Source organism: Candidatus Sneabacter namystus, from assembly GCF_008189685.1.
Classification (GTDB): Bacteria; Pseudomonadota; Alphaproteobacteria; order Rickettsiales; family Rickettsiaceae; genus Sneabacter; species Sneabacter namystus.
Genome location: NZ_CP043312.1, coordinates 423,182 through 447,972, shown reverse-complemented (window position 1 = coordinate 447,972; position 24,791 = coordinate 423,182). Strand labels below are relative to the sequence as shown.

21 protein-coding genes and 3 tRNA genes are annotated in these 24,791 nt (G+C 32.7%); 8 read left to right on the top strand and 16 right to left on the bottom strand.

All coding sequences use genetic code 11. The annotated features are described in order from the left end of the window. Positions 1-5: 5 nt before the first annotated feature. Entirely contained in the window at positions 6-911 is a 906-nt protein-coding gene (gene murB, locus FZC37_RS02130) for a UDP-N-acetylmuramate dehydrogenase (protein ID WP_148952079.1), read from the bottom strand. 91 nt (positions 912-1,002) lie between these two features. Between murB and FZC37_RS02125 the strand changes: the two genes are divergently transcribed. Beyond that, positions 1,003-1,413 (top strand): DNA polymerase III subunit chi, encoded by a 411-nt coding sequence (locus FZC37_RS02125; RefSeq protein ID WP_148952078.1) that lies wholly within the window; start codon positions 1,003-1,005, stop codon positions 1,411-1,413. Between the two features lie 34 nt (positions 1,414-1,447). Here FZC37_RS02125 and FZC37_RS02120 read toward each other — a convergent pair whose 3' ends face one another. The 4 genes from FZC37_RS02120 to FZC37_RS02105 all read right to left on the bottom strand — a co-directional run bounded on the left by FZC37_RS02120 (position 1,448) and on the right by FZC37_RS02105 (position 3,713). Then, positions 1,448-2,389: an L-threonylcarbamoyladenylate synthase gene (locus FZC37_RS02120; protein WP_148952077.1), complete on the bottom strand. Its 942-nt coding sequence runs from the start codon at positions 2,387-2,389 to the stop codon at positions 1,448-1,450. Positions 2,390-2,555: 166 nt separating this feature from the next. Next, complete coding sequence (locus FZC37_RS02115; RefSeq protein ID WP_148952076.1) at positions 2,556-3,494, bottom strand: ACP S-malonyltransferase; 939 nt, start codon at positions 3,492-3,494, stop codon at positions 2,556-2,558. 20 nt (positions 3,495-3,514) lie between these two features. Further along, positions 3,515-3,585 (bottom strand) — tRNA-Gln (locus FZC37_RS02110). A 55-nt stretch (positions 3,586-3,640) separates the two neighbouring features. Continuing rightward, positions 3,641-3,713 (bottom strand) — tRNA-Ala (locus tag FZC37_RS02105). 137 nt (positions 3,714-3,850) lie between these two features. On the opposite strand from FZC37_RS02105, the gene FZC37_RS02100 reads away from it, so the two are divergent. Further along, complete coding sequence (locus FZC37_RS02100) at positions 3,851-4,081, top strand: hypothetical protein (RefSeq protein WP_148952075.1); 231 nt, start codon at positions 3,851-3,853, stop codon at positions 4,079-4,081. A gap of 103 nt (positions 4,082-4,184) precedes the next feature. Here FZC37_RS02100 and lon read toward each other — a convergent pair whose 3' ends face one another. Continuing rightward, positions 4,185-6,512, bottom strand: coding sequence for an endopeptidase La (gene lon, locus FZC37_RS02095; RefSeq protein ID WP_148952074.1), 2,328 nt, complete (start codon positions 6,510-6,512; stop codon positions 4,185-4,187). Between the two features lie 299 nt (positions 6,513-6,811). Between lon and FZC37_RS02090 the strand changes: the two genes are divergently transcribed. Next, positions 6,812-7,852, top strand: coding sequence for a pyridoxal-phosphate dependent enzyme (locus FZC37_RS02090; protein ID WP_148952073.1), 1,041 nt, complete (start codon positions 6,812-6,814; stop codon positions 7,850-7,852). 9 nt (positions 7,853-7,861) lie between these two features. Here FZC37_RS02090 and FZC37_RS02085 read toward each other — a convergent pair whose 3' ends face one another. Then, complete coding sequence (locus FZC37_RS02085) at positions 7,862-8,710, bottom strand: RMD1 family protein (protein WP_148952072.1); 849 nt, start codon at positions 8,708-8,710, stop codon at positions 7,862-7,864. A 178-nt stretch (positions 8,711-8,888) separates the two neighbouring features. Here FZC37_RS02085 and FZC37_RS02080 point away from each other — a divergent pair, with 178 nt between their 5' ends. From FZC37_RS02080 to FZC37_RS02060, 5 genes are all read left to right on the top strand, one after another. Beyond that, positions 8,889-10,367: an Npt1/Npt2 family nucleotide transporter gene (locus tag FZC37_RS02080; protein WP_148952071.1), complete on the top strand. Its 1,479-nt coding sequence runs from the start codon at positions 8,889-8,891 to the stop codon at positions 10,365-10,367. Positions 10,368-10,370: 3 nt separating this feature from the next. Continuing rightward, complete coding sequence (gene gmk, locus FZC37_RS02075; protein ID WP_148952070.1) at positions 10,371-10,934, top strand: guanylate kinase; 564 nt, start codon at positions 10,371-10,373, stop codon at positions 10,932-10,934. A 124-nt stretch (positions 10,935-11,058) separates the two neighbouring features. Then, a complete protein-coding gene (ftsA, locus tag FZC37_RS02070) occupies positions 11,059-12,276 on the top strand; it encodes a cell division protein FtsA (protein WP_148952069.1) in 1,218 nt (405 codons plus the stop codon). Between the two features lie 74 nt (positions 12,277-12,350). Then, positions 12,351-13,613: a hypothetical protein gene (locus tag FZC37_RS02065; protein ID WP_148952068.1), complete on the top strand. Its 1,263-nt coding sequence runs from the start codon at positions 12,351-12,353 to the stop codon at positions 13,611-13,613. Positions 13,614-13,628: 15 nt separating this feature from the next. After that, complete coding sequence (locus FZC37_RS02060; protein ID WP_148952067.1) at positions 13,629-15,431, top strand: glycosyltransferase family 2 protein; 1,803 nt, start codon at positions 13,629-13,631, stop codon at positions 15,429-15,431. A gap of 11 nt (positions 15,432-15,442) precedes the next feature. Here FZC37_RS02060 and FZC37_RS02055 read toward each other — a convergent pair whose 3' ends face one another. The 9 genes from FZC37_RS02055 to FZC37_RS02015 all read right to left on the bottom strand — a co-directional run bounded on the left by FZC37_RS02055 (position 15,443) and on the right by FZC37_RS02015 (position 24,791). Then, positions 15,443-16,864, bottom strand: coding sequence for a UDP-N-acetylmuramoyl-L-alanyl-D-glutamate--2,6-diaminopimelate ligase (locus tag FZC37_RS02055; protein WP_148952066.1), 1,422 nt, complete (start codon positions 16,862-16,864; stop codon positions 15,443-15,445). Between the two features lie 7 nt (positions 16,865-16,871). Next, positions 16,872-18,518: a peptidoglycan D,D-transpeptidase FtsI family protein gene (locus FZC37_RS02050; RefSeq protein ID WP_148952065.1), complete on the bottom strand. Its 1,647-nt coding sequence runs from the start codon at positions 18,516-18,518 to the stop codon at positions 16,872-16,874. A gap of 31 nt (positions 18,519-18,549) precedes the next feature. Beyond that, entirely contained in the window at positions 18,550-18,912 is a 363-nt protein-coding gene (gene ftsL / locus FZC37_RS02045) for a cell division protein FtsL (RefSeq protein WP_172619338.1), read from the bottom strand. Positions 18,913-18,918: 6 nt separating this feature from the next. Next, complete coding sequence (gene rsmH / locus FZC37_RS02040) at positions 18,919-19,836, bottom strand: 16S rRNA (cytosine(1402)-N(4))-methyltransferase RsmH (protein WP_148952063.1); 918 nt, start codon at positions 19,834-19,836, stop codon at positions 18,919-18,921. Positions 19,837-19,839: 3 nt separating this feature from the next. Continuing rightward, entirely contained in the window at positions 19,840-20,292 is a 453-nt protein-coding gene (locus FZC37_RS02035; protein WP_246120974.1) for a division/cell wall cluster transcriptional repressor MraZ, read from the bottom strand. Between the two features lie 218 nt (positions 20,293-20,510). Further along, entirely contained in the window at positions 20,511-22,301 is a 1,791-nt protein-coding gene (gene uvrC / locus FZC37_RS02030) for an excinuclease ABC subunit UvrC (protein WP_148952062.1), read from the bottom strand. 55 nt (positions 22,302-22,356) lie between these two features. Further along, positions 22,357-23,283, bottom strand: a complete 927-nt coding sequence (gene thyX, locus FZC37_RS02025; RefSeq protein ID WP_148952061.1) for an FAD-dependent thymidylate synthase — start codon at positions 23,281-23,283, stop codon at positions 22,357-22,359. A 29-nt stretch (positions 23,284-23,312) separates the two neighbouring features. Continuing rightward, positions 23,313-23,385 (bottom strand) — tRNA-Thr (locus FZC37_RS02020). Between the two features lie 5 nt (positions 23,386-23,390). Next, a complete protein-coding gene (locus FZC37_RS02015) occupies positions 23,391-24,791 on the bottom strand; it encodes a DASS family sodium-coupled anion symporter (RefSeq protein WP_148952060.1) in 1,401 nt (466 codons plus the stop codon).

The window sequence follows — 24,791 nt, the reverse complement described above, 5'->3', positions numbered from 1 at the left end:
ACTACTTATCTGCCTAAAATTTTTACCTCCAATTGTAGCATAATGCCCGCTAAATTATACACTTTCTCTTGTGTTTTTTTGATCAAGGTTTCTAAATCTTTTGCTGATGCATTGTCTATGTTTATTAGAAAGTTTAAATGTTTCTTTGACCATACCGCTTCTCCTACTTTCATGTCTATTCCTCTGATTGCTTGTATATATTGCCAAGCTTTTTGATTTGAGTTTGATGGATTGATAAATGTACTACCTGCTGTTTTTTCATAAATAGGCTGTGAATTTTCTCGTAGCTTTTTGTATTGTTCCATTTGTTCATTTATGTGACCAAACTTTCCTTTGTGGTATGTCATTTTAGCCGATGTAATGATCCAATCTTTAGGTATGTCGGTAGTTCTATAATTGAACTGAATGTCAGAATTTTTTAGTATATATGTATTACCCTTTTTATCCATTACGTGTACTTCAGATACTAGTTGTGAAAATTCATTTCCGTAACTGCCAGCATTCATGGCTATACTTCCTCCTATGGATCCTGGAATACAGTCTATAAAAGAGAAGTTACTTATCTCTGACATGAGACAATGCCTTGCTAAAGTGCTATTTAGAACCGCTGCACCAACATTCACGTGATTGTCTTGCTGTTGAATTGTTGAAAAATTTCTTCCCAATTTTATAACTACTCCTTCTATTCCTTTATCTCTTATAAGTACATTAGATCCATTACCAAGAATGGTGATGTTTAAATACGATCCTACTTTTTTTAAAAAATAAGATAACTCATCTGTATTATAGGGCTTATACAGCACTTCTGCTTCTCCTCCTACTGAGAGCCTAGTTAGTTGTGATAGCTTGTAACTAGGTTTTAGTACACCTTTTAAATTTAGCTTTTGTAACTCCTTATATAATTTGTTCATTGTGTTATTTTCTATAAGAGTATTATATACACTTTTTTGTGATTATAATTTATTAGTCTCCTTTCTGCTTATAAACAGGATATACATCACTATGAAAAAAGCAAAATTTTATCAGCCTACAAGTTATACAATTGATAAAGCTGTCGCAAAACGTGCTGAGCTCTTATATGAAAGTGAGGGTAGAGTTGCTATTTTGACAGACAGTATTACAACAAGCCACCTAATTGACAGAGCTTTGTGGACCTACTCTTACATGTCTTTTTTGCCACATGCTTTAGACACAGATCCTTACCTTGATGATCAGCTAATACTTATTAGCACAAACGCTTACTCTTTTAATATAAATTGGCCACTGATATGTGTTAATACACCTATACGGCATTATGCGCATGATTATGCATGTGTGATTTTTTCTATAGGATGTAGCTACATTACTGATATAAGAAAGCAATTTAAATCTTTGCAGGCAGATGGTGTAGAAGTAGAATTTTCTAAAGGTTAATATAAATTAACTTTTTCTTTCAATATAAAAATATCTAGGATTTGTACGAGGCTCTTGTCAATCGGTCATTTATAGCAATTCCTATACCATGATTTGGTATTCTTGCTACCGCTATTCCGCATCCAATTTTTTGAGCGTTTTCATCCGCTATTCTTAGCATAGCGTACAAATTGTGGGCGCACTCATTTAAATCTCCTGCTTTAGAAAGGTTCATTATAGCTTTTCCTGTGAAATTGTTTTTTGCAAACCCAAGCCCAATTTCTCCTTCAAATAGGTGATCTGCATTTATGCGTATTGGCGATATAGGTGAGTAATGCTTAGGTTGTGTACCAGGTGCAACAACTATGTCATTCTCGTCATAATTGTATACCTTTACTCCCGTGCTGTTGTATATTTGTTCCGCTGATATTGTACCTTGTCTTATTATTCTGATTTTGTCCCTGGTGTCTATTATTGTTGATTCTATACCTATAGAAACAATTCCATTTAACACTGGTACTTTCCCCGAAAAATCTTTTATTATATGCGCAGTGGTAGTGGCTGTGATTCTTGAGGAATAATTTGCACTCGGAGCTGCAATTGGAACAGATGATATGTTTAATAGCTCTTGTGCTATTGAATGATTTGGACATCTAATTGCTATTGCTGGTCCTGATGTGACATTGCTTGCTATTTTACAATCTTTTGTCTTGTATGTTATCAGCGTGATAGGAGCTGGCCACATTTCAGCTATTTTTTTTGCGTCATTTTCAAACACTCCAAATTCCATAGCATTTTGCATGTTTCTTACATGTACTATGAGAGGATTACTTTTCGGCCTTTTTTTTATCTCAAATATTTTTTCACATGCTTCAAAAGATGTGGCATCTGCTCCTAGACCAAATACCGTCTCTGTAGGAAAAGCCACAACATGCCCCTCGCGTATTAAGTTAGCAGCATGCATCACACTTTGTAATATGCTACTTTTTAATTGCATTGAAAACTTCTTTGTTATAACTAGGTGGTATAGCTAGGCAGTCTTCAGGCGCTTCGTTCTTATGCTTTTTTATACAACAAGAAGTAAGTCCTAAGCATACTCCAATGACTAAAATATTATAAACCTTCATGGGTAAATTTTGATAAAGATACTTCGATCTATCATTTTAGCACATACTTGATATGAAAGCTTTTATACTTTTTGTTGTTTCAAGATTAAAAAACTCGAAATCTTTTTCATCTCTCTTTGCAAGGTTAGATAAGACGTTTTTTGGCCCGATCTCTACAAAATAATTTTTACTTTGACCAGTATTGTAACTTTTTGCGTATTCTACGCTCTTGCTCCACAGTACAGGCATCGTTAGATGTACAACTAGCTCTTGTGCTATAAGATTTTGGTATAATGGTTGTGCAGTTGTATTACTTATGACTGTCACAACAGGAGAACTAAATTGGTATTGTTGCACTACTTGATTGAGCTTTTCTACAACAGGTTGCATTAATTTAGAATGAAACGCTCCACTGACGTTTAGCACTATTACTTTGCCTTTTTCGTCCTTTAGCTTACTTTGTATCTGATTTATTGCAGATATTGTTCCACTTACTATTAATTGGGTATTAGAATTATAGTTTGCTATAGATAAAATATCGTTTTTTTGAATATCTTGTATAGCTGCATTTACACTTTCTTTTGGAATATTCAAACAAGCAGCCATTGCACCTGTTGGAGCTTGCGACATCAATTGAGCTCTGATTTTTATAAGACTCAAGGTATCTTCAAAATTTAAAGCCCCTGCAGCAAATAGAGCAGTATACTGTCCTAACGAATGTCCGGCTATAATAGTTGCTAAGTTTTTGAACTTTTTCTCTGCTATTATTTGTAAAGCAGCCAGGGCAGACGCACTAACTATGAATATTGCAGGTTGTGCAATTGTTGTATCTTTAAGCTGCTGATCATTGCCTTCAAATAGAATTTTTTTTATATTGGTTTGCAAAATGTCTTCTGCTTGTTCAAAAATCAGTCTTACTTCTGAAAAATTTCCAAACAGACATTTTCCCATACCAACATGCTGAGAACCTTGTCCTGGGAAGACAAAAAACGACATTTGTAATTTTATCTAATTTGCTGGGATGGATGGATTCGAACCACCGATCACGGGATCAAAACCCGCTGCCTTGCCGCTTGGCTACATCCCAATTAACGCTCAGTAAGTATTTACATTTCCTAATTGTATTGTCAAGTCTGTAAATGTGGAGCCAGGCGGGATCGAACCGCCGACCTTTTGAATGCCATTCAAACACTCTACCAACTGAGCTATGGCCCCATTTAAATTTCACTGTACTTGATTCTAGATAAAACAATTAAGTTAGTGTACTATATATCTGAGGTTGCACAATAAAAGTGATTTGTCAACATTTCTTAATAGTTTTTTGCTGCTTTTTTTTATTAAATTTTTGTATTATGACGCTCACTAAACATAAGGTTTTAGAGTACAAAGTGTGCTCTTTTTTATACTCTGAACTTGAAATTCTTGAAAAAGTTCGAGATGGAGGATGGTACATAACATATATGACGCCTTTCAAAGATTGTTGTACAGTCATTTTGGAAAGGTCTAAAGAGGCACATGAGGAAGAAGATTCAGATAGCTTGTATATTCCTCCAAGAAAGAAATTAAGAATCACAGGTGGTTGACCTCTTCTCTTGCATCGCTTCGGCAAAAGAAGAACTGTTATTTATCACGAAGTTCTTCGTCATGCTTTTGTATTTAGATTTTCTTGTGAAAATGTACATCGTTTCACTTTTTATCTAGCGCTTCTTTTAATGCTTCTTCTGCATTTTCTATTGGTATTATAGACAGCTTGTTTGTTAAACTTTCTGGTATGTCATGAAGGTCTCTCATGTTGTCTTTTGGAATCAAAACGGTAGACATGTTACCTCTTTTTGCTGCCATAAGTTTTTCCTTTAATCCTCCTATGGTTAATATTTTTCCTCTTAAGGTTATCTCCCCAGTCATTGCAACATTTTGCTTTACAGGAGTAGACGTCATTAAAGATACGATTGTAGTAAAGATCGTAATTCCTGCTGAAGGACCATCTTTTGGTATAGCTCCTTCTGGAACATGAAGATGAATATCGTGATTTTTATATAATTCCTCTTTTACTTTAAAAGTATGAGCTTTGGACTTAAACAAGCTAAATGCTGCTTGCGTAGACTCTTGCATTACATTACCTAATTTACCGGTAGCTTTAATTTTACCTTCTCCTGGTACTAGAACTGCCTCTATATGCAACAAACTACCTCCAACCTCTGTATAAGCAAGGCCCACTGTGGTACCTATAATAGACTTATCATTTAATTTATCTTCATGATATTTTGCAGGACCTAGAAATTCTACAATATTGCTTTTTGTTATCTTTACAGATGTTACTTTGTTATTCAGAATTTTTACCAAAGCTTTTCGTGCCAATGCTTCTATTTGTCGTTCTAAATTTCTCACTCCTGACTCCTTTGTATATTGCAACAAAAGTAATTTTATAGCTTCATCTGTTATTTTTAATTCTCCGTCTTGAAGTTTATGATGTCCTATCTGTTTTGGTATTAAGTGTCTTTTAGCAATCTCCATTTTCTCTTTATCGAGATATCCGGATAGGTGTATTATTTCCATTCTATCTAATAAAGCAAGCGGGCAGTTGAGTGAATTAGCGGCTGCAATAAATATAACTTTCGATAAGTCATAACCAACTTCTAGATAGTTATCTACAAATTCTTTATTTTGTTCTGGATCTAATACTTCTAGCAATGCAAAAGATGGATCTCCTCTAAAATCTTTACCAATTTTATCTATTTCGTCTAACAAAATGACAGGGTTATCACTTCCAGCTTTTCTAATAGCCGAAATAATTTTTCCTGGCATAGATCCAACATAAGTTCTTCTGTGGCCTCTAATTTCCGATTCATCATGTACACCTCCCAATGCACATCTTACATATTTACGATTTGTAGCTTTAGCTATAGAGGCTGCCAAAGACGTTTTTCCTACTCCAGGTGGGCCAACAAGACATAGAATAGGAGATTTGATACTGTTAGATCTTTTTAATACTGCTAAATGTTCAATAACTCTTTGTTTTATTTTTTCTAGACCATAATGTTCTTTCTGTAGTATTGCATTTGCCTTTTCTAAATCTATTTCCTTTTCTTCTGTTGTTCCCCATGGCATTGAAAGTAAAATATCTAAGTAATTTCTCACTACCGATGCCTCTGCACTCATGGGGCTCATTAACTTGTATTTTTTTAACTCACTTTTTGCCTTATTTTTAGCTTCTTCAGATAAATTAAGATCTTCTATTTTTTCTTCAAATAAAGTAACTTCTGACTTATCTCCATCTATTTCAAGTTCTTTTTGTATAGTTTGTATCTTTTCTTTTAAGTAATACTCTCTTTGGCTCTTTTCTATTTGTGCTTTAATCTTTTGCTCTACTTCTTGCTCTGTCTGAATTATGACTCTTTCTTTTTGAATAAAAACCAATAGTTTTTTTATTCTGTTAAGAATGTTGGTTTCTTCTAATAGTAACTGTTTTTGTGCTATGTCTATGCTAGATAACTGCGAAGAGACTAAGTGTGTTGCATAGATAGGATCTTTTTTAACAAGAAGAGTAGAAATTATGTCATGATGTATTGTTTTACTAATTTCGCTATATATGGTGAAATTTTCTATAAGTTCATCGCATAGATCCGGTAGTTGCATTTTTTCTTTTACAGAATCTGGTTTGATATCAGGCAATATCTCGTAAGTAGCCATTATTCCCCTATCTTGCTCTGTGATACCTAAGATAGAAACTCTTTCTAAAGATTCTACAACTAACTTCATCCCTCCTCCGTGCAGGAAGAATGACTGGATAATTCTTGCTTTTGTCCCAACTTTGTATATGTCATCAAAAGTTAAATGTTCTTTGTCAGGATCTTTTTGTGTTACTAAAATTACATGGTCTCCAAAATTTTCAGATGCTATGTTCGCAGCTGCTAAAGAACTTTTACGTCCTATAGACAATGGCACAGGTATCTGTGGAAAAACTACAGTATCTTTCAGCGGTATAAGTGGTAATATTTGTTCCATCTTGTTTATAGATGATATAAATGTGTTTAGACAATCTTGTACTTGCCGGTAGACTATAAGGTATCACGCCAAGCAGCTCATTCATGCGAAGTATATAGTTTCCATTTTTTTAAAATCAAGGCTTATTTAGTATATAAATTTAAATGCTTGACAAAAATTTTTTGTAATCAGGTGTTATTAAAAAGTATATGTACGATACATATAGGTGCTTTTTATATATATTGCATTTTGTTACACTGAATTTGCTACATCATTTTTTAGTGATATAAAATCTTCTACCAATATTGTTCAAACTTATTTTTAAAGACATGCAAGATATTCACAACGTACGTAAAGCTTCCTTATGTATAGAAAAGTATATAGTAGACACACCTGTTATTACATCTGACATTTTGAACTCAATATTAGGACATAATATTTTTTTTAAATTAGATTGTTTTCAGGTTACTGGTTCTTTTAAAGTAAGAGGTGTTCTCAATTATTTTCTTTCCTTAAAACATTTGCCAGAAAAAGTTGTTGCCAGCAGCACCGGTAATAATGCAATAGGTGTGTCTTTTTTGTCACAAAAATTAGGCATAGAATGTAAGATATACGTTCCTAAAACTGCTGCTAAAATAAAAATAGAAAAAGCTATATATTATGGAGCTAAAGTTCACATCGTTGAGTCTGTAACTGATATTTCTAAATTAATGTTGAAAGATGTTGAGTTAGGTTATACTAGCTATCCTTCTTCTGAACATGAGGACGTTATCGCTGGAGCAGGCACTGTATGTTATGATGCGTTACTACATTTACAGGAGAAATCAATTGAAGTTGATGCGATTTTTGCATCTTGTGCAACAGGTGGAATGCTTTCTGGTTCGTTGTTAGCTAAGAATTTAATTATGCCACATGCTAAATTATTTGGTGTAGAGCCTTCTGTTGTAGATGATGCGTTAAGATCTATCATTACCAATACTGTTGTTCCAATCAGAAAAAACTCAGATATGAGTATTGCAGATGGGTTAAATATAGGATCTATTGCTACTGCTACTTTACCGTATTTAAAAAAATTAGATGGTTTTTTTCTTGTTCAAGAAGAAGAAATTAAATATTGGACTAGTCGTGTAATGCAGCTAGCGCAAGTGCAAAGTGAAGCCGCATGTGGCATAAATATGGCTGCTGTAAAGAAATGGATAGATATGAATAAAGCGTCTGGTGATCAAAAAAGACGCAACATACTGGTTATTATTTCTGGAGGAAATGTGGATTTTACGTCTCTTGCTCACCATCACTGTAGCAATATTTCAGATATTGCATGTAACCGAAGCAGCGATACTACTGAATTTTTTGACTTGTCAAAAAATTAACTGTGATGATCACATACTGACTACAGCTATATGGATTAGGTTTAGCAGTATCTCTACCCCTATCAACACTATTATTGTCATTTCTAGTCTACTAGAATGCTTATGACTTAGATCATTAGATAACATCTCGTATAGATCATGCATCATATCTAACCTTCTATTCAAAATATTTTGTCTTGGTTGAATGTCTTGCGATTTTGCGGTCAAAATGTACAATTGCTCATAAATCGGCCTACTCCAAAAAAATTCTGGAATATCTAGCATGTCATTGTGTAGGTTAATGGAATAGCGTTCTCTAAATAACATTCCTGTTTTTTTTGAAATCTCTCTTTTTGATAAAGAAGTGCTTCCTTTGTAGGACAATTCTTTTTGTATTTGATGTGTGCTTTTTATAAGTTTAGCTACAGAGTTTTCTAGAAAACTTAATTTTACCGATTGAGCTACTGCATAAGAAATAGAAAATTTTGTAAAAATATTATCAGAAGGAATAACTAAGTGATCTTTTTTGTCGTTAAAATATCCTTTTGCTACTCCTGGAATATACTTGCATTCTATTACTTCACTATTTGCTGAAGGGTTTTGTGTTTTTCCTTGTGTAAATGCACTGATGTTATCTAATATTTCGTTGCATTTTTTTTCGCTTGCTCCCCAAATTACAATAGAACCGAAGTAAAATATGAATACTTCAACAAGTTCTTGAGAATCTTGTTCTTTTGTAGAAAAGTATATTGTGCCTTCTAAAGAAGCAAATTTTTTGTCAGAACTTTTAAAAAATTTTTTTATTCCTAAAATGTCATATTCATCTGCTTTACAAGCCGCATAACATTTTAGAGAATGCGGAGAGATCGAGTGATACATTGATTAGATGTAAATGAAAAATACAGCTTAGAGGATGCTAACATATTATTAATGAGAATAGTAGATGATTTATTTTAATCAAGTTTGTTGCAAACGTTGATGCTTCCTATATCATGTGTTTTTCACATCAGTTTAATTAGATAAGACAATGATGTGTTAAGGGGATTTATTAAAGCTAATGTATACAAGTACTACGAGTTCTTCTAAGACTATCTATTATCTGAGAAAGATTATTCCGATTCCGGAAAGTGGATTGCTAAAATTCTTTTCCATGGCATTTTTGATGTTTTGCATTTTGTGTAATCAAAGTATGCTTCGTATACTAAAAGATAGTATAGTAATTTCTGAAGTGAATGCGGAAATTACAGGCTTTGCAAAAGTTGTAATATTTCCGGTGGCAGCCATATTAGTTATATTGTATAGCAAAGTTGCAGACCGTGTGCCTTACACAAAGATATATAGTGTTGTGGTGACATCATTTATCTTATTTTTCTTAACTTTTGCTTTTTTTATATACCCTAACGTAGATTGTCTTCATATAAGTTATGACACCGTAAGCAGGTTATCGTTTAATCACCCATATCTCAGATGGTATCTTCTTCTTTTTGGTAATTGGGGTTACACCACGTTTTATGTACTGGCAGAATTATGGCCAGATGTTGTCTATGTAATATTTTTTTGGCAATTAGCAAATCATATTACTACTGTTGAACAGGCACGCAGTTTTTATCCCGCTTTATCTTTTTTTGGAAATTCTGCCACTGCATTTATGGGAATGTTTATGTTGTATATTACCTCTCCTAATTGTCTTGTTTATAAAGTTTTTAATTTTTGTAGTAGTAAAATTTTATTAGTAAAAGTATGTGTGTGTATTTTGGCTATCTTTGGCTTTGTTAGTATATATTTAGTGCATTTTATTTCACGTACGATTATTAAAGAGTCATTTCTTTGTGTTGGTGTTGATACAAAAAAGAAAGCAACAATTGGAATAATAGAAGGACTAAAATACGTCGCTAAATCTAGGTATCTTTGGATAATAACTACATGCTCTACAGCATTTTATTTTAGTATGAACTTAGCAGAAGCTTTGTGGAAGGCTGAAGTAAGTGTAGCGTATCCAACTGTATCTCAATATGCACATTTAAGCTCAATGTGCATATTCTGGACTGGTGTCTTTACCATGATATTGAATGTTGCTGGAAAAAGTATAATGAGGCTACTGAATTGGAAGATGATTTTTTCTATACCTCCCGTTACTATGGCTGTATCAGGTTGTTTATTTTTTGGTGTTTCTCTATTTGTTAATTATTCTTCATTTTCTAGTACTTTCGTTTATCTACCCGTAATTTTTGGGGCTGTACATAGTGTATTAGCTAAAGGGGTAAAATATTCCGTATGGGACATTTCTAAAGAGATGTTATACATACCTTTAGACCCTATTATGAAAACACGTGGTAAGGCTGCTACAGACCTTATTGGCTCTAAATTTGGCAAATCTTTTAGCAGTATTGTACCTGTTATCATATTGAGCTTTTCAAAGGCCACAGGATACCTGGCTATTGCTCCCGTTATTGCAGTCTTATTTGTTATTGTGTGTATCATTTGGCTGATAGCTGCTCATTTTTTATCGTTAGAATACGAAAAGCGAGTAAATTAGAAAATGTTTTTTATTGTCTTTTTTGGCGTTTCTGGGGTGGGCAAGTCTACAATTGCCAGGCACATGGTGCAAAAATTTCCTAAATCTTTTTCTTTATCGGTTTCACATACTACTCGTTTTGTAAGGGAAAAAGAAAGAGATGGGCAAGATTATTTCTTTGTAACCAAGGATGAATTTATATCTATGATAAATAATAATTCTTTTGCAGAGTATACAGAATATGATGGTAATTTTTATGGAACTACAAAATCTTTTTTAGAAAAGAGGATCAAAAGTGGTACAAATGTTGTTTTAGATTTAGACTATAATGGCGTAAAAAGCTTAAAGAAGCTTTATAAAGATAATACAGTAGCGATACATTGCTCGCCTCCTTCTTTTGATATTCTTAAACAAAGATTGGAAAGCAGAGGTGACAATAAGGAAGATACAGAGCGTAGATTGTTTATAGCTAAGCAATCTTTACAAAACCAAGAACTAGTGGATCTAGAAGTTATAAATGACGATTTGTCAGATTGTGTAAAAGAGGTGATACAATTTTTACGTTCTTTAAAAATTAAGTTATTGTAGCCTTATTAAATAACATAGTTACTTTTTTATTTGTATATTTGTAGTAACCACTGTTATTATAACGTGCGTTTACGCTTGTTCTTGTCAATTAGTTGATAATGTTAATTGAGATTGATTTATATGTATGAGAAAAAAAGCTAATTTTGTTTGCTTAGATATTGGCTCTCATAAAGTTGCACTTCTAGCGGCTAAGGTTAACTCTGAAAGTGATGCAGAAGTCTTGGTACATCAAATTTATGCTTCTGAAGGATTTGGAGCAGATGGTATTGTGGATCTCAAAAAAGCTGAACGTACCTTGAGTAAAGTTCTGTACAATGCAGAAAAGCTTTTGAAGTCTCATATCAGTAACATTACTGTCGCAATATCAAGTAAAGCTATAGAATCTAAATATGCAAGGCAAACTCTCGTATTAAACAATACGGCAGTCACAAAAGACCATATAAATTCTCTTTTATCGCAATCTGTTAAAAAATTTGAAGAAGCTGGAAAAAGTGTTATGCATTGCTTTCCAATAGAGTTTTGCGTAGATGGTCAAAGTATGGTTAAAAATCCGGTTGGCATGATTTGTAACAAGATTAACGGATTGTTTCATATTATGACTCTAGAGTCTAACGCTTTGCTTAATTTGACTGGTTGTTTTGTAAAATGCCACGTTTCTGTTGATGAATTTTTTGTATCAGGTGTTGCTTCTGGTATTTCTGCTATATCTACTAATGTAGATGGTATTGGTGCACTGGTTATAGATTGTGGTGCTATGAAAACTTCTTTTACTGTATTTCATGATAATTTGCCTGTGTTTTCAAGCTCTATTCCAATTGGTGGTTGGCATGTAACAAACGATATTGCACATGTGCTTTCAGTGAATTTTGATGTAGCGGAAAAACTTAAGGTGTTATACGCAAATCTAACTGATAATGCACCTACTTTGACGTTAGAAGCTGAAAGAAAAGGACAAGTAGAAAAGATTAATAGCGTACTATTGAATGAGATTATTAAATCTAGAGAATCTGAGATATTTTCCATGATAGCGGAAAAATGTCATCTACTTGATATAGAGCCTTGTATCTTACAAAATATAGTTCTTATGGGTGGAGCGTCCGATATAGACGGGTTGGATAATTTGTGTGGATCTATTTTTCGTACTTCCAATGTGCGAAATTTTTCTTGTTATTATGATGGGATCTTGTCTAATGAAAGTAATATTAATTCTTATGCGACAGTTTTAGGTATGTTGGAATATCGCATGAAACATCATGCGCAGTATTCACGTATTATTAACACTGATTGCAGCTCTTCTATCCTTTATAAAACTTTTTCTTTTTTTAAAAATCTGTTCAATTAGTTTTCATTAACTAAGTTTTTACTTCTTTATAGCACAATCATTCTTATGCGCTTATAAACGTAATGGATTTTTGTGTGACTTTGTTCTCTTGCTTTTATTACCTATTAATATTTTGTACATTCAATTTATTTTTAGTTAGCAATGTTTATGCTGGTGCATGGCTACGTAAAAAAGGTGAAAGTTATTTTTCATGCTCTTCTGACGTTATCAAAACATCGGCATTTTGGGAAAATTTATGTCAAGTGAAAAATATATTTCATGAAGATTTTATTGAAGATAAACAAATGGCAATTAATGATTGGCGTTATATAGCAGAGTATGAGCCGGATATAATTATACTACTTCCTAAGGGAAATAAAGCGTTGCATGGTGGATATACAGAAGCTAATCCCATGTTTGTTAGTATGCGAGCTAGAGCTCGTAAATTTAGAAATGGAACTGAAGAAAGAATGCGTATTCAGTTTAAGAGAATGAAAGAATTAGAAACAATTTTGGATTCTCTCTTGCATTATAGCTCAGGTAGAATTGTTTCTCAGGCATTTTATGAATATGGAATAAGTGATTGGTGTACTGTTGGTACTAAGCTTATTAATGTGCATTATTTGCAAAAATTTCTTTTACATACTAATGATCACATTAGTTGGCATTCTTCATTACGTTTAAAGGTGCTGGATTGCTATCCTTATTTTTTATCTATTATGCCAAGCGTATATTATCAATGTTCTTATAAGATGAGCCACGGTGTTACTCGTAACAATGATGGAAAGCTACAAAAGAAATTTCCGTATTTTCGTTGTATCTCGCATAATTACGGATTCGGAGCAGAAGCTTTATTAGGTTATACAAGTGAAAAACCCTTTTCTATTGGTCCGTTACAAGTACATAAGCGTTATGTAGACCGTAGCGTAGGGTTTTTTAGCAAAAAAAGTTGTCCTAATTGGGGCGAAATTAGAGCTGATGTAACTTATGGTTTTATTTTAGCAAACGATTATGAATTAACTGCACAAGTTTTTTGGTCTTGTTTATATCCATTTCGTAACGATGGATTATGTACAATGAGTACTAAGTCGTCTTGTGTTACTTTAACCAAACAGTTGGATAAAATAAGTATGAATTTTTCTCTCATATTAGAGCATATAGACGCAACTAGCTTCTTAAAAGACTCAGTTCTGCATAGTATCTTATATGATAGATATTTGCAAAATGGCAAAAGTACTCTCTATTATAATATTGAAGAACATGGAGTATGTGGAAAGAAACATGAGGAATTATTTTGTAAGAAGAATTTTAATTTATTTAACTTAGGATGCTCCTTTAGAATTTCTCTAGAATTTTAATATTTAAAAAGTGTAATGAATTTAGCACAACTTATTAAATACGAATATGAAGATATAGATCTACTATTTTTATCTTATTTACTTGAACGAAAATTTCTCTGTAAAGCGCAAGTTAGTTATGCTTTATTAGCTCATGCTTCTTGCTGTACTGATCTTGTTATGATTCTTTTAGAGGCAGGTTTTATACAATATGAGAAATTATTATTACTCTTATCACAATTCTTTGGTATAAAACAACTTAGTTCAAAGCACAACATGGTAGTAGTTGGTAACTACGCTGAGTTAAATGACTATTGTAAAAGAGGATATTTTGAATGCACAGACCAATGCAACAAAACCTTTGTAATTAGCACTGTATGTGATACAAAATTGCTAATTCAGCTTGTATCTTCTTATTCGTTAGAACGAGTATTGTTATGTCGTAACAAAGATTTCTTTTTTATATTAGATAGTGCGTTTCAAAGATATTCTCTTGCTCAATCTACAAGCTTTGTTAAGTTTATAAATAAGGTCTCTGCAAAAAATGTCTGCTATGGTCGTTTGATATTTTTATTAGTGTGTACATTTTATTTATTTCTAATAAAGATTAATTTTATTTTTCATTTAATCAATATAGCAGTTTTAGTTATTCAAAATTTCTTTAAAGGCACTTTAATCTTAACATCTGCAATAAAAAGATGGGAAAATAATAATGCAGAGTTAGACTATTTTGCTGAGTACCCTTGCTATAGTATATTAATTCCTGCCTACAAAGAGAAACATATCGCCAGGCTGTTAGATGCTGTATCTAGATTTTTATATCCAAAGCATAAATTGGACGTAAAACTTTTGATAGAACAAGACGATGATATAACTAACTTAGCGATCAAACAGTACAATATTCCATTCTACGTACATGTTGTATATATTCCAAAAAGTGTACCTAGAACTAAGCCTAAGGCCATGAACTTTGCCATGCCGTACGTAAAAGGACAATATGTGACAGTATATGATGCGGAAGATATTCCAGAACCTGCACAATTGATAAAATCTGTTCATGCATTTGCTAATCTGCCATTAGATTATGTATGTGTACAAGCTAAGTTAAGGTTTTATAATGCCAAAGAAAACTTGCTTACTAAACTCATGAGCATTGAGTACAGTGTGTTATTTAATTTTCTAGTAAGAGGGCTAAATTTGCTCAAATTTCCTATACCACTGGGTGGTACTAGTAATCATTTTAGAACGTCAGCATTAAAACAGGTTGGTTGTTGGGATGCTTATAATGTTGCAGAAGATGCAGATTTAGGCATTAGAATTTTTGCTCATAAGTATAAAGTGGGTGTAATAGACTCTTTTACTTCAGAAGAAGCACCAATTGATTTATCTTCTTGGATTAAGCAACGTGTAAGATGGCTCAAAGGATATTGGCAAACTTTCTTTATTTTTGTATATAAACGGCGTTCCTACGGCGTAAAAGATACGATAGGGGTAATAAGTTTTGTAGGTTTTGCTACATATGGGCAGTTAATTTTTCCTTTGGCGTTCATATTAACTTTTTTTGCAAAAACTCCTTTTGTACAAAAGCTGTGGCTTGTAAATACATATATAAGCATGTCGTATGTTATATTGGCTTCTATACTAGGCATACGAGCTGCAAAATTGGTTGATCATCCTTTGCAATATATATACATGATTCCCTGTTATTTTTTGTATTTTTTACTGCACTCTATAGCAAGTGTTTTCGCCATTTTAGAATTAGCTTTTGCTCCGTTTCAGTGGAATAAAACAGAGCATGGCGTGAGTAAACTTACTCAAAAATGGTTATGGAAAAAGTAAAACAGATATTGCTACCTATTTATACATTCTAAAATAATTGCTTTATCAGAAAAAGGTATATAATTTTCTTTCACAATTTGATATTTTTCATGCCCTTTACCCGCAACTAACAATATATCGCAATCTGACATAGTATCTATGGCATACTGTATCGCAGCTTTCCTATCAGGTATTATGGTCCCCTTTGGGCAACTTGATTTTATAGCCATTCTTATAAAATCTGGATCTTCATTTCTTGGGTTATCATCTGTTATTATTACCTCATCTGCTAATTGATTAGCTACCACACCCATTTTTGCCCTTTTACTTTTATCTCGATCTCCACCACAACCAAAAACTAAAAAGATTTTCTGATGCATATTTTTAACTTCTGCGACTATTTGTAAGACTTTTTTTAATGCATCTTCATTATGAGCATAATCAACAAATATATTCTTAGCAATTCTTTCTAACCTGCCTGGTGGTGCTGTTATCTGTTGTGCGAGAAAGGACAATTTAGATATATCAGCTCCTAGCTGTGATATGGCTATTGTGGCTGCCAAAAGGTTGTGTGCTTGATGCTTTCCTATAATACTGGTCTTGTATACAACGTCGGTTTTGCCGCATTGTAATAAAAGTTCTTGACCACATATATCACTTTTTTGTATTGCAATTTTTACCTTTCCTGTATTGCCATATACAATGACGTTATCATAACCTTTTATTACATCTTTTATTTTAGGTAATACCTCTTCATGTACTACGATTTTAGTATCGTTTGAGCAATTATTGGTAAAGATTATACATTTATCTTTTAAGTATTGATCTACAGTTTTATGATAGTCTAAATGTTCTGGGCTAAAAGATGTAAAAACGACTACTTTTGCTAAGATATTACTTAGTCTTCTTTGTTGCAGTGCATGACTTGATGCTTCTATTATTACATGTGTAACGTTTTTTTGAGCGAGTTTATGAAGAGTTTGTCGTAAGTCTACCAAAGAGGGTGTAGTAAGATTTGATTGATATTTTATATTGTGATCAGAAATGCAGCCTAATGTTCCTATGCTAGCAGCACTATATCCTAAATGTTTAAGAAAGTTTCTTATATAGTGTACCACTGAAGTTTTGCCATTTGTTCCAGTAACAAGAATAACATTTTCCGGTATGTTGGGATAAAAATGATGTACACATTTTTCTAAGGTCTCATGTATATTTTCTACTATACATAAACATGCTGAGGTGCTACTGCGACAAATATCTTCTTGAGTTACTACAACCTTTGCGCCTTTATTTATGGCATCGTCGATAAAATCGTTGCCATCATACTTATTACCTTTTATCGCAAAGAAAGCAGAATTATTTGTACACAATCTTTGATCTGAAAAAATATCCTCTACATTGTTTTTTCTCAATATTGATATTACTTCAGCTGCGTTCTTTTTTCGATTTTTCATAATCTGGTTAGCTATTGTTTTGAGGAGGATTCATCAAATAGTACCATTGTTCTCTTGAGCAAGGTTGTTTCTCTATGCCATATTTTATAGACATCCTTTTTATAATCTGTTTTACTGCTGGAGCCATTGTATACCCTCCGGTTGCGTGCCCATGTGTTGCTGCTGTTGCATGTGGTTCGTCTAGAGTTGCGTATACGATATATTTTGGATTGTGTACAGGGAAGGTCGCCATTACAGAAGAGATCCTTAACGTCTTAGAATATTTTCCCTGAACAACTTTATTTGCTGTACCGGTCTTTCCTCCTACATCTAGGTCTTTTATATATGCAGCCCTTAGGCTACCATGTGTCGCTGCTAAGCTCATCAAGATTTTCATCTTTTCGGTTGTAAGAGGGTTTTGCAAAACTTTTGTGCCTGATATTTTGTTTGTCCTTTTTAAGAAAGTTAATGGTATTTTTGTTCCACCGTTTATAATCGGTATCATCGCTTGTACGTAGTGTAAAGGAGTAACGGAAATTCCATATCCGTATGCTACTGTTGTTAGAGTAATATCCGACCATTTTGATCTTGGAGGCAGTATAGGTTTTGCATGTTCTGATATTTCAACGTGACTTATTGCGTCCAACAGGCCTAATTTTTGAAAATATTCCTGTATTTTTTCTTGCCCTATTTCTAAAGCTATTTTGCCTAATCCTTTGTTTGAAGAGTGAGCAAAGATTTGAGCGATAGACTTATTTCCAGATGTTTGTGTATAATCTTGAATTTTGTACTTACTGACAGAAAGGTTTGTTACATCATATACATCATGCAATCCTATTGTATTTGTATCAAAACCTATAGCCATAATGATTGGCTTCATTATAGATCCTAGTTCGTATGTACCAATAGAATTTTTGCTTAGCAGAGCCTCTGGATTTGAGAAGTCAATATTATAAGGGTCAAAACTTGGTTCATTAACAAAAGATATTATTTCTCCTGTATTTACATCAGCTATTATTGCATTTGCTCCTTTTGCGCCAAAAGTTGAAATAGCTAATTTCAATTCTTCTTTTACTATGTTCTGTAGTTGAGAATCTATGCTAAGAAGGATCTTTTCTTGCAATCTATCATTGCAAATCTCTGCATTCAGCCCTCTTTCAATACCGGCTAATCCATTGTTATACAGATCTACATACCCTATCACGTGAGAAAGGGAACTACCTTGCGTGTAAAATCTTCTGTAGTTTTTTTGGGCTTCTATGCCAAGAATTCCAGCTTGCTCTATATTTGCTTTATCTTTAATAGTGATATTGTGTTTCAACCATACGAATTTTTTGTTACTTTGCAATTTTGCTAATAAAGAATGATATTCCAAGGAGGGTAAGGCTTTTATAAGTCTCTTCGCTACTATATCATATGGTTGAGTTATTCTATGTGGATAAGCACACAAGCTGGCTGTAGGTAGATTTATTGCAAGAGGTATGCCGTTTCTATCAAGAAGTTCTCGCCTTATGGGAGTTTCTTCTACTGACTTGCTTATGGTGATTGGTTCTGATAAAGACAGAGATAACAACCTGCATATAACAACGATCGTTAATGCTAATGTTATTAATATACTTTTTTTTAATCTTGAATTTGCTAAAGCGACACTATACTGCCAGAATAAAACACTCATGAACTTCTTTTATCTTGTGTCTTGATGGATACTAGGTTTTAAAATTCCATTTTATATTTTCTACTTTTTTAGAGACTACCTTTCTTATAGGAGTTTGATATTTTTTTGGATTATCTTTTACATTTTTTACTATTTGTTCAGCTTTAGTCTGCCCTAAACTTTTTAGATGTTTTTCTGTTAAATGCCTTATACGTTGTGGCCTGCTTATATAACATAGCTCCGCCTTAAGTATATTCATTCTTGCTTGTTCTTTTTTTATTTCTTTTTTTATTTCTTCTGTCTTATGTTCTAATACTACCACCGAGTTTTTAAAATTTAAAATCCCGTACCAGATACCAAGGGCTATAATAGGCAACAGAAAATATAGTAATGTATCTTTATTGTAGGTAACCATAAACGTTTATATTCGAATTGCAACTCTTAGTTTTGCAGACCTAGAGCTGTCGTTAAATTGTAACTCTTCTTTATCTGGAGTAATTGGCTTTTTTGTTAATATTTTATATTGATATTGGGCCGATGTTGGTTCTTCTTTTGCATATTTTGATCGTGATATTTTTTTTACTGAGTTTTTTCTTAAAAAGTCTTTAATGATACTGTCCTCTAAAGCGTGAAAAGCTATAGTTACTAATTTGCCATTTTGTTTTAGCAAATTGGTAATTTTAGTTAAGCTATCTTGTAGAGTCTTTAACTCTTGATTTACCTCCATTCTTAATGCTTGAAAAGTTTTCGTAGATACATCTATTTTTCTATACTTACCTCTTTTTAAGGTATTACGTATTAACTGTGCTAGCTGGGTAGTAGATTGTATGAATTGTTTATTTTGCACTATGGCTTTAGCAATTTTTTTCGAGTAGCGTTCGTTACTATTTTTATACAGCATCTCTGACAATTGTGACTCTGAAAAGTTATTTACAATATCTTGTGCTGTAACTTGATTTTTAGCATTATCCATTCTCATATTAAGTGGCCCATCATATAAGAAAGAAAAACCTCTACCAGGATCTGTAAGCTGCATTGTAGAAGTGCCTAAATCGAATAAAAATCCATCTACCGAATGAGGTATATGTTTATCTAAATCAGCAAAATTAGACTGTATAAATTTAAATCTAGAGTTATATTGTTTTTGTAAATCTTTTGCATGCTGTATCACGCTTGGATCAACGTCAAATCCGATGACATTACATTTTGCAGTTTGTAATATTGCTTTAGAATGTCCTCCCATACCAAAAGTACAATCTACATAAGTATGATCATCTTGCGGATCTAAGTAATGTATTACTTGCTTTAATAGAACTGGAATATGATTTTTCACAGGCATGGTTTAGGTATTTTTTAAAATTGATAAATTTTTCTTAGCAATTTGTTTAGCTTTTGACATATAGGCATTCAGTTCATCTGGGTTCCAAATTTCAAAAGTTGTTCCTTTTCCTATAAATGTAGCTTTGGTGTTTATCTTTGCATACTGTAGAAAATGTTTTGGTAATATTACTCTTCCCTCTCCATCTATAGATAGCATTGTAGCTTCCCCCATAATTACTGTTTCGAAAGCATCTCTTTCAGCTGAGTATGGTGGCAAAGCTTTTACGGCATTGCTTATTGTTTCTAATCTCACATCGTCATATACCTCCACACAAGAATTCTTTATAGACGGACATGCTATCAAATGCTGAGATTCTTTATTAATCATATTTCTAAAATTTGCTGGCACAGATATTCTACCTTTTTTGTCTATAGAGTTAGTATATGTAGATAAAAAAAGATTTTGTAACATCATGGGCTAACATGGGTTTTTACGGGCAACTGTGCCACCATCATCTTAGGCTAATAATGTTCGTAAATCTCGTCAACAAATAAAATTTATTATTTTTCTATAATATCTCGTAAAAATTGAAAAATGCAATATATAAGTAACTTTTAGTTAAATAAATTATTATCTTATAAACAACATTGAGTATACAATTTATTTATAAAGAAAAACTTAACTGCAAACAATTAAGTTTTTTTCAACTTCTTTATCGAAGATAAAATTCTTTGTGCTAATGTTGCTCCTATTCCAGGCACCTGAGTTATACTCTTCAGGTCTGCATTAAGCAGATTTTCAAATGAGCCAAAATGTAACAGCAAGCTTCTTTTTCTATTTTTTCCTAATATTTTTATTTCATCTAATTCTGATGCAAAAAGTGCCTTATTGTGTCTTTTTCGATAAGCGTTTATAGCAAGATTATGTACCGCATCACGTAACTTTTGCAAATATAACATGGTTGAACTATCTTTCGGTAATGTAAAAGGTCTTTGATTTAGTGTATGAAATTTTTCTTGACCCGAGTTACGATTTTTACCTTTTGACATTGCCACAAGGAAAATATCTGTCTCTTTTAGAATTTCTTTAGCAGCGTTTAGATGTCCTAGTCCTCCATCTACTATTATTACATTTGGTAAAGGGATTTTTGACTCTAATCTTTTTAGTAGAGCTACTTTCAGCAAGTGATAATCATCTCCTTTAGCTTTATTAGGAATAGGTTGTGCTACAAAAATTCTACAATCCGCTTTTACTATTCCTTCTTGTGTTGTGGCTACCATAGCTGACACAGCGTGCTCACCCATTATATGACTGTTATCATACAGCTCTATTTTAGAAGGGGCGAAGTGTAAACCAAACAGATTTTTTATATCTTGCAAAAATTGATTGTGATACTTAGTGAAATTTAATTTACTTTCCAAAGATAAGGCCGCATTATTATTTGCATTCTTGACAAGAAGATTGTCTGGAGTTATTTGAAGTTTTATTTGCTTTTTGAATAAAGTAAAAAAGGCAATTTCTATATCATGTTTAGATACAGGAGTATTAGGTAACATTATTTTTTCAGGTGGAATATGTGTTGAATAAAATAAAGTTAGGAAATTTTGTAAAATTTGATTTTCTGATACATTCTCCAAATTCTGAAAAAAATATTTTTTGCTTCCATAACTTTGACCTCCTCTGTAAAAAAAAATCTCTACGCAGCAAGTTCCATTTATAATAGATATACCTATAACATCACAATTTCCTTTTTCATAAGCTGAAGAAGACTGATTTTGCACTTCTTTTACCGCTAGTAATTTATCTCTCACCATAGCCGCCTTTTCATATTCTAAATTTTGGCTATAAATGCTCATTTGTTTATTCAGGATATTTTGTAAATGAGTATTTTTTCCTTTTAAAAAGATCTCCATTTGACGCACAGATTCTTTATACTCTTCTTTAGTTATATAGTTCGTACAAGGAGCGCTACATCGTTTGATCTCAAATTGTATACAAGGTCTTTTTCTATTAAGAAAGTACGAATCAGAACATGTTCTGATTTTGAAAATCTTTTGTAGTAATGAGAAAACCTTTTTTAGAGACGCAATATCAGCAAAAGGCCCGTAAAGATCAGAAGTTATTATTTTCCCTCTGTATTTTGTCAGCTGAGGGAATTCATGATTTTTACTAATTTTTATATAAGGAAATGATTTGTCGTCTTTTAAAAGTATATTGTAACGAGGTTGATGTTTTTTTATAAGATTTGCCTCTAGTATTAGGGCTTCAAATTCCTGCATTACAGTGGTATACCGTACCAGCGATACACACGACACCATATGTTTTGTCCTATATGGTAAGTTGTCTGCTGTATATTGCAGTAGCCTTTTATGTAAATTCTTTGCTTTGCCCACGTAAATAACATTTTCTTTTTGAAACATCATATACACACCAAAGGTGTTTGGAGCTTGATTTGCTACTTCTTTTATCAATTCTTTACTCACGTTTTCGCATGATTATAAAACTGAATATTTAAGTCAAAGATTTTTTGTTTTGAAATTAACTTAGTATATCAATTAGGTACTGCCATTCCCTTTCTTTTAAACCGCTTTCCTTTTTAGAGATTTTATTTACGTCTACAAACTTTTTCAAAGCTTGTATTTGAGACTTGGATAATTCAGCTCCGTGATGCCTATATTCCATAAAAGCTTCATAGACGTGTGGTAGCCACAACTTGATTATTTCAAGAAGTATTTTTGCATATTCTCTTATTTCATATTGTGCGTGTTGCGCATATCTTAATGAAATGAAATGTAAAAGATTATGCAGATCAATCTTCCAGTACCATTGTGTGTAATAATTAAGGTTCAAATTCATTCTTGCTAACTCTCTAGCTAGGCCTGTTTTTTCGTCATCTACCACATTTCCATCTATGTCTGTATTTAGCATTTGAGAATAATTATCATAACATCTTTCAGAATCGGTTTTTATGATATGTAAAATTTTATCTGTCTCTTCTTTTGTTAAGGGTTCATTATGACGTCCTTGTTTGTTAGAGCTAGATTGAGCACATAATATCTCTCTTTCTGGTAAATAAAATTCTTTATCCAAAACAGAATATCTTGCTGAATACTCATTTACGTTAGCAGTTCTGTGCCTAATCCATTGTCTTGCTATAAATATTGGCAATTTAATATGAAATTTAATTTCGCACATTTCTAAAGGAGAAGTATGCCTATGTTTTACAAGATAGTTTATTAAAGCCTTATCTTGACTGACTTTTTTTGTACCGTGTCCATAAGATACACGTGCAGCTTGTACTATTGCAGAATCTGATCCCATATAATCTATAACTCTTATGAAACCATGATCTAAAACCTTTATCTTTTTATATAAAATTTTTTCTAGCTCAATAGATGTATCTCTTTTTGTAGTATTTTCATACAGATCTTCTTCCTCTTGATCTAAAATTAAATCTTGTAGCATTTTACGTATTTTAAAGTTGTTTAAGAGTGTGCCGGCAAAGGGAATCGAACCCCTGACCTATACGTTACGAATGTATCGCTCTGCCAACTGAGCTATGCCGGCAAATGTTACCAAATATTTAGCAATTTCCACCATGATAAACCTGCAACAATCCATATACATAGGTTTAACGAGCTTAAAATAAATCCTATTTTACACCACATTTTGCTTTCTAAAGTTGTGTCAGCAAAAAGAATAACAGTTGCTCCTCCAGCATAATGGGTTAGTGACATGAATAAACTAGAACAAAACGCTAAAGATAACGCCGCCAACATTGGAGGTACATTTGCATGTATAGCCAGTGATAAACAAATACCATACATGCTACTGATATGTGGTATAGCTCCTGCAAACAAATAATGAGAGTAAAAATATGCAAAAACAATTATGAGAAAAGATAACGCCCAATTGTTTCCAGGTATGCATTGTCCTAATAGCGATCCATAATATCCTATTATTCCTGATTTTTCTAATTGCTCTCCCAATAGAACTACTATACCAAACCATAAAAAAATATCCCATGCAGATTTGTGAGATATAATGTCATTAACACTCAAAACATCTGTGATAAGTAGGATACTTACACCTACTAAAGTTGCCGTTACATTACTTATTCCATATTTAGGTCCAACAATCCACAAAGACAACACTAATGTCAAAGTTATTAGTAGTATCTTTTCTTTTCGACTAAATGGATGCATGGATGTCGATGCTTGTACCGCTAATTGTTTAAACGATTCGCTTGTGTCAAACTTAAAGTATTTTTTTATGAAAAGTGGCAAAAAAAACAAGCTTATTATACCAGGTAGTGCTGCTGCTATGCACCAGTTCCACCACTGCAAATTTATTCCACTTACTTTTGCTATATTACATAATACTGGATTTCCAGCAGTGCCAGTTAAAAACATAGCTCCAGTTATACATACAGTATGAGAGTATACTAAGCAAAGAAAGTTCTTTAAATTTTCCTCTTCTTTTATAGTTTTTTTGAATTTTGACATTTCATTTATCACAGGTAAGATTATTCCTCCTGCTTTAGCGGTACTACTAGGAATAAACGGAGCTATTAACACATCAGTACACACTAAACTGTATGCTAAACCAACCTCGTTATTACCAAAAAGTCTGGCAAAAATATATGCTATTCTTGTACTAAGTCCTACATTGATTAATGCCTTCGCCATAAAACAAACTGTAAATATCATCCATATTACAGGTGATGAGAAGGCGCTTAATGCTTTTTGCACCGGTATTATTTGCATCACAATAGCAGTCGTAAGACTGATCAAAGCTATCTTGCTATTAGCAGAAGCTTTTATCATTAACGCAACTATTGTAGCAATAAATAACCCAAGTAATCTCCATCCTTCTACTGATACCAAATTAGAAGGATGTGTAAGAAAAAATACGGAAAATATAACACAAGGGATAAATACTTTTAATGCTTTTATCATGCTGTTGTTATTCAT

What these genes read in the sequence shown, in the direction of transcription:
- murB (WP_148952079.1), bottom strand. Translation starts at nt 911, where the DNA reads ATGAACAAATTATATAAGGAGTTACAAAAGCTAAATTTAAAAGGTGTA.
- FZC37_RS02125 (WP_148952078.1), top strand. Translation starts at nt 1,003, where the DNA reads ATGAAAAAAGCAAAATTTTATCAGCCTACAAGTTATACAATTGATAAA.
- FZC37_RS02120 (WP_148952077.1), bottom strand. Translation starts at nt 2,389, where the DNA reads ATGCAATTAAAAAGTAGCATATTACAAAGTGTGATGCATGCTGCTAAC.
- FZC37_RS02115 (WP_148952076.1), bottom strand. Translation starts at nt 3,494, where the DNA reads ATGTCGTTTTTTGTCTTCCCAGGACAAGGTTCTCAGCATGTTGGTATG.
- FZC37_RS02100 (WP_148952075.1), top strand. Translation starts at nt 3,851, where the DNA reads ATGACGCTCACTAAACATAAGGTTTTAGAGTACAAAGTGTGCTCTTTT.
- FZC37_RS02090 (WP_148952073.1), top strand. Translation starts at nt 6,812, where the DNA reads ATGCAAGATATTCACAACGTACGTAAAGCTTCCTTATGTATAGAAAAG.
- FZC37_RS02085 (WP_148952072.1), bottom strand. Translation starts at nt 8,710, where the DNA reads ATGTATCACTCGATCTCTCCGCATTCTCTAAAATGTTATGCGGCTTGT.
- FZC37_RS02080 (WP_148952071.1), top strand. Translation starts at nt 8,889, where the DNA reads ATGTATACAAGTACTACGAGTTCTTCTAAGACTATCTATTATCTGAGA.
- gmk (WP_148952070.1), top strand. Translation starts at nt 10,371, where the DNA reads ATGTTTTTTATTGTCTTTTTTGGCGTTTCTGGGGTGGGCAAGTCTACA.
- ftsA (WP_148952069.1), top strand. Translation starts at nt 11,059, where the DNA reads ATGAGAAAAAAAGCTAATTTTGTTTGCTTAGATATTGGCTCTCATAAA.
- FZC37_RS02060 (WP_148952067.1), top strand. Translation starts at nt 13,629, where the DNA reads ATGAATTTAGCACAACTTATTAAATACGAATATGAAGATATAGATCTA.
- FZC37_RS02055 (WP_148952066.1), bottom strand. Translation starts at nt 16,864, where the DNA reads ATGAAAAATCGAAAAAAGAACGCAGCTGAAGTAATATCAATATTGAGA.
- FZC37_RS02050 (WP_148952065.1), bottom strand. Translation starts at nt 18,518, where the DNA reads ATGAGTGTTTTATTCTGGCAGTATAGTGTCGCTTTAGCAAATTCAAGA.
- ftsL (WP_172619338.1), bottom strand. Translation starts at nt 18,912, where the DNA reads ATGGTTACCTACAATAAAGATACATTACTATATTTTCTGTTGCCTATT.
- rsmH (WP_148952063.1), bottom strand. Translation starts at nt 19,836, where the DNA reads ATGCCTGTGAAAAATCATATTCCAGTTCTATTAAAGCAAGTAATACAT.
- FZC37_RS02035 (WP_246120974.1), bottom strand. Translation starts at nt 20,292, where the DNA reads ATGATGTTACAAAATCTTTTTTTATCTACATATACTAACTCTATAGAC.
- thyX (WP_148952061.1), bottom strand. Translation starts at nt 23,283, where the DNA reads ATGCTACAAGATTTAATTTTAGATCAAGAGGAAGAAGATCTGTATGAA.
- FZC37_RS02015 (WP_148952060.1), bottom strand. Translation starts at nt 24,791, where the DNA reads ATGAATAACAACAGCATGATAAAAGCATTAAAAGTATTTATCCCTTGT.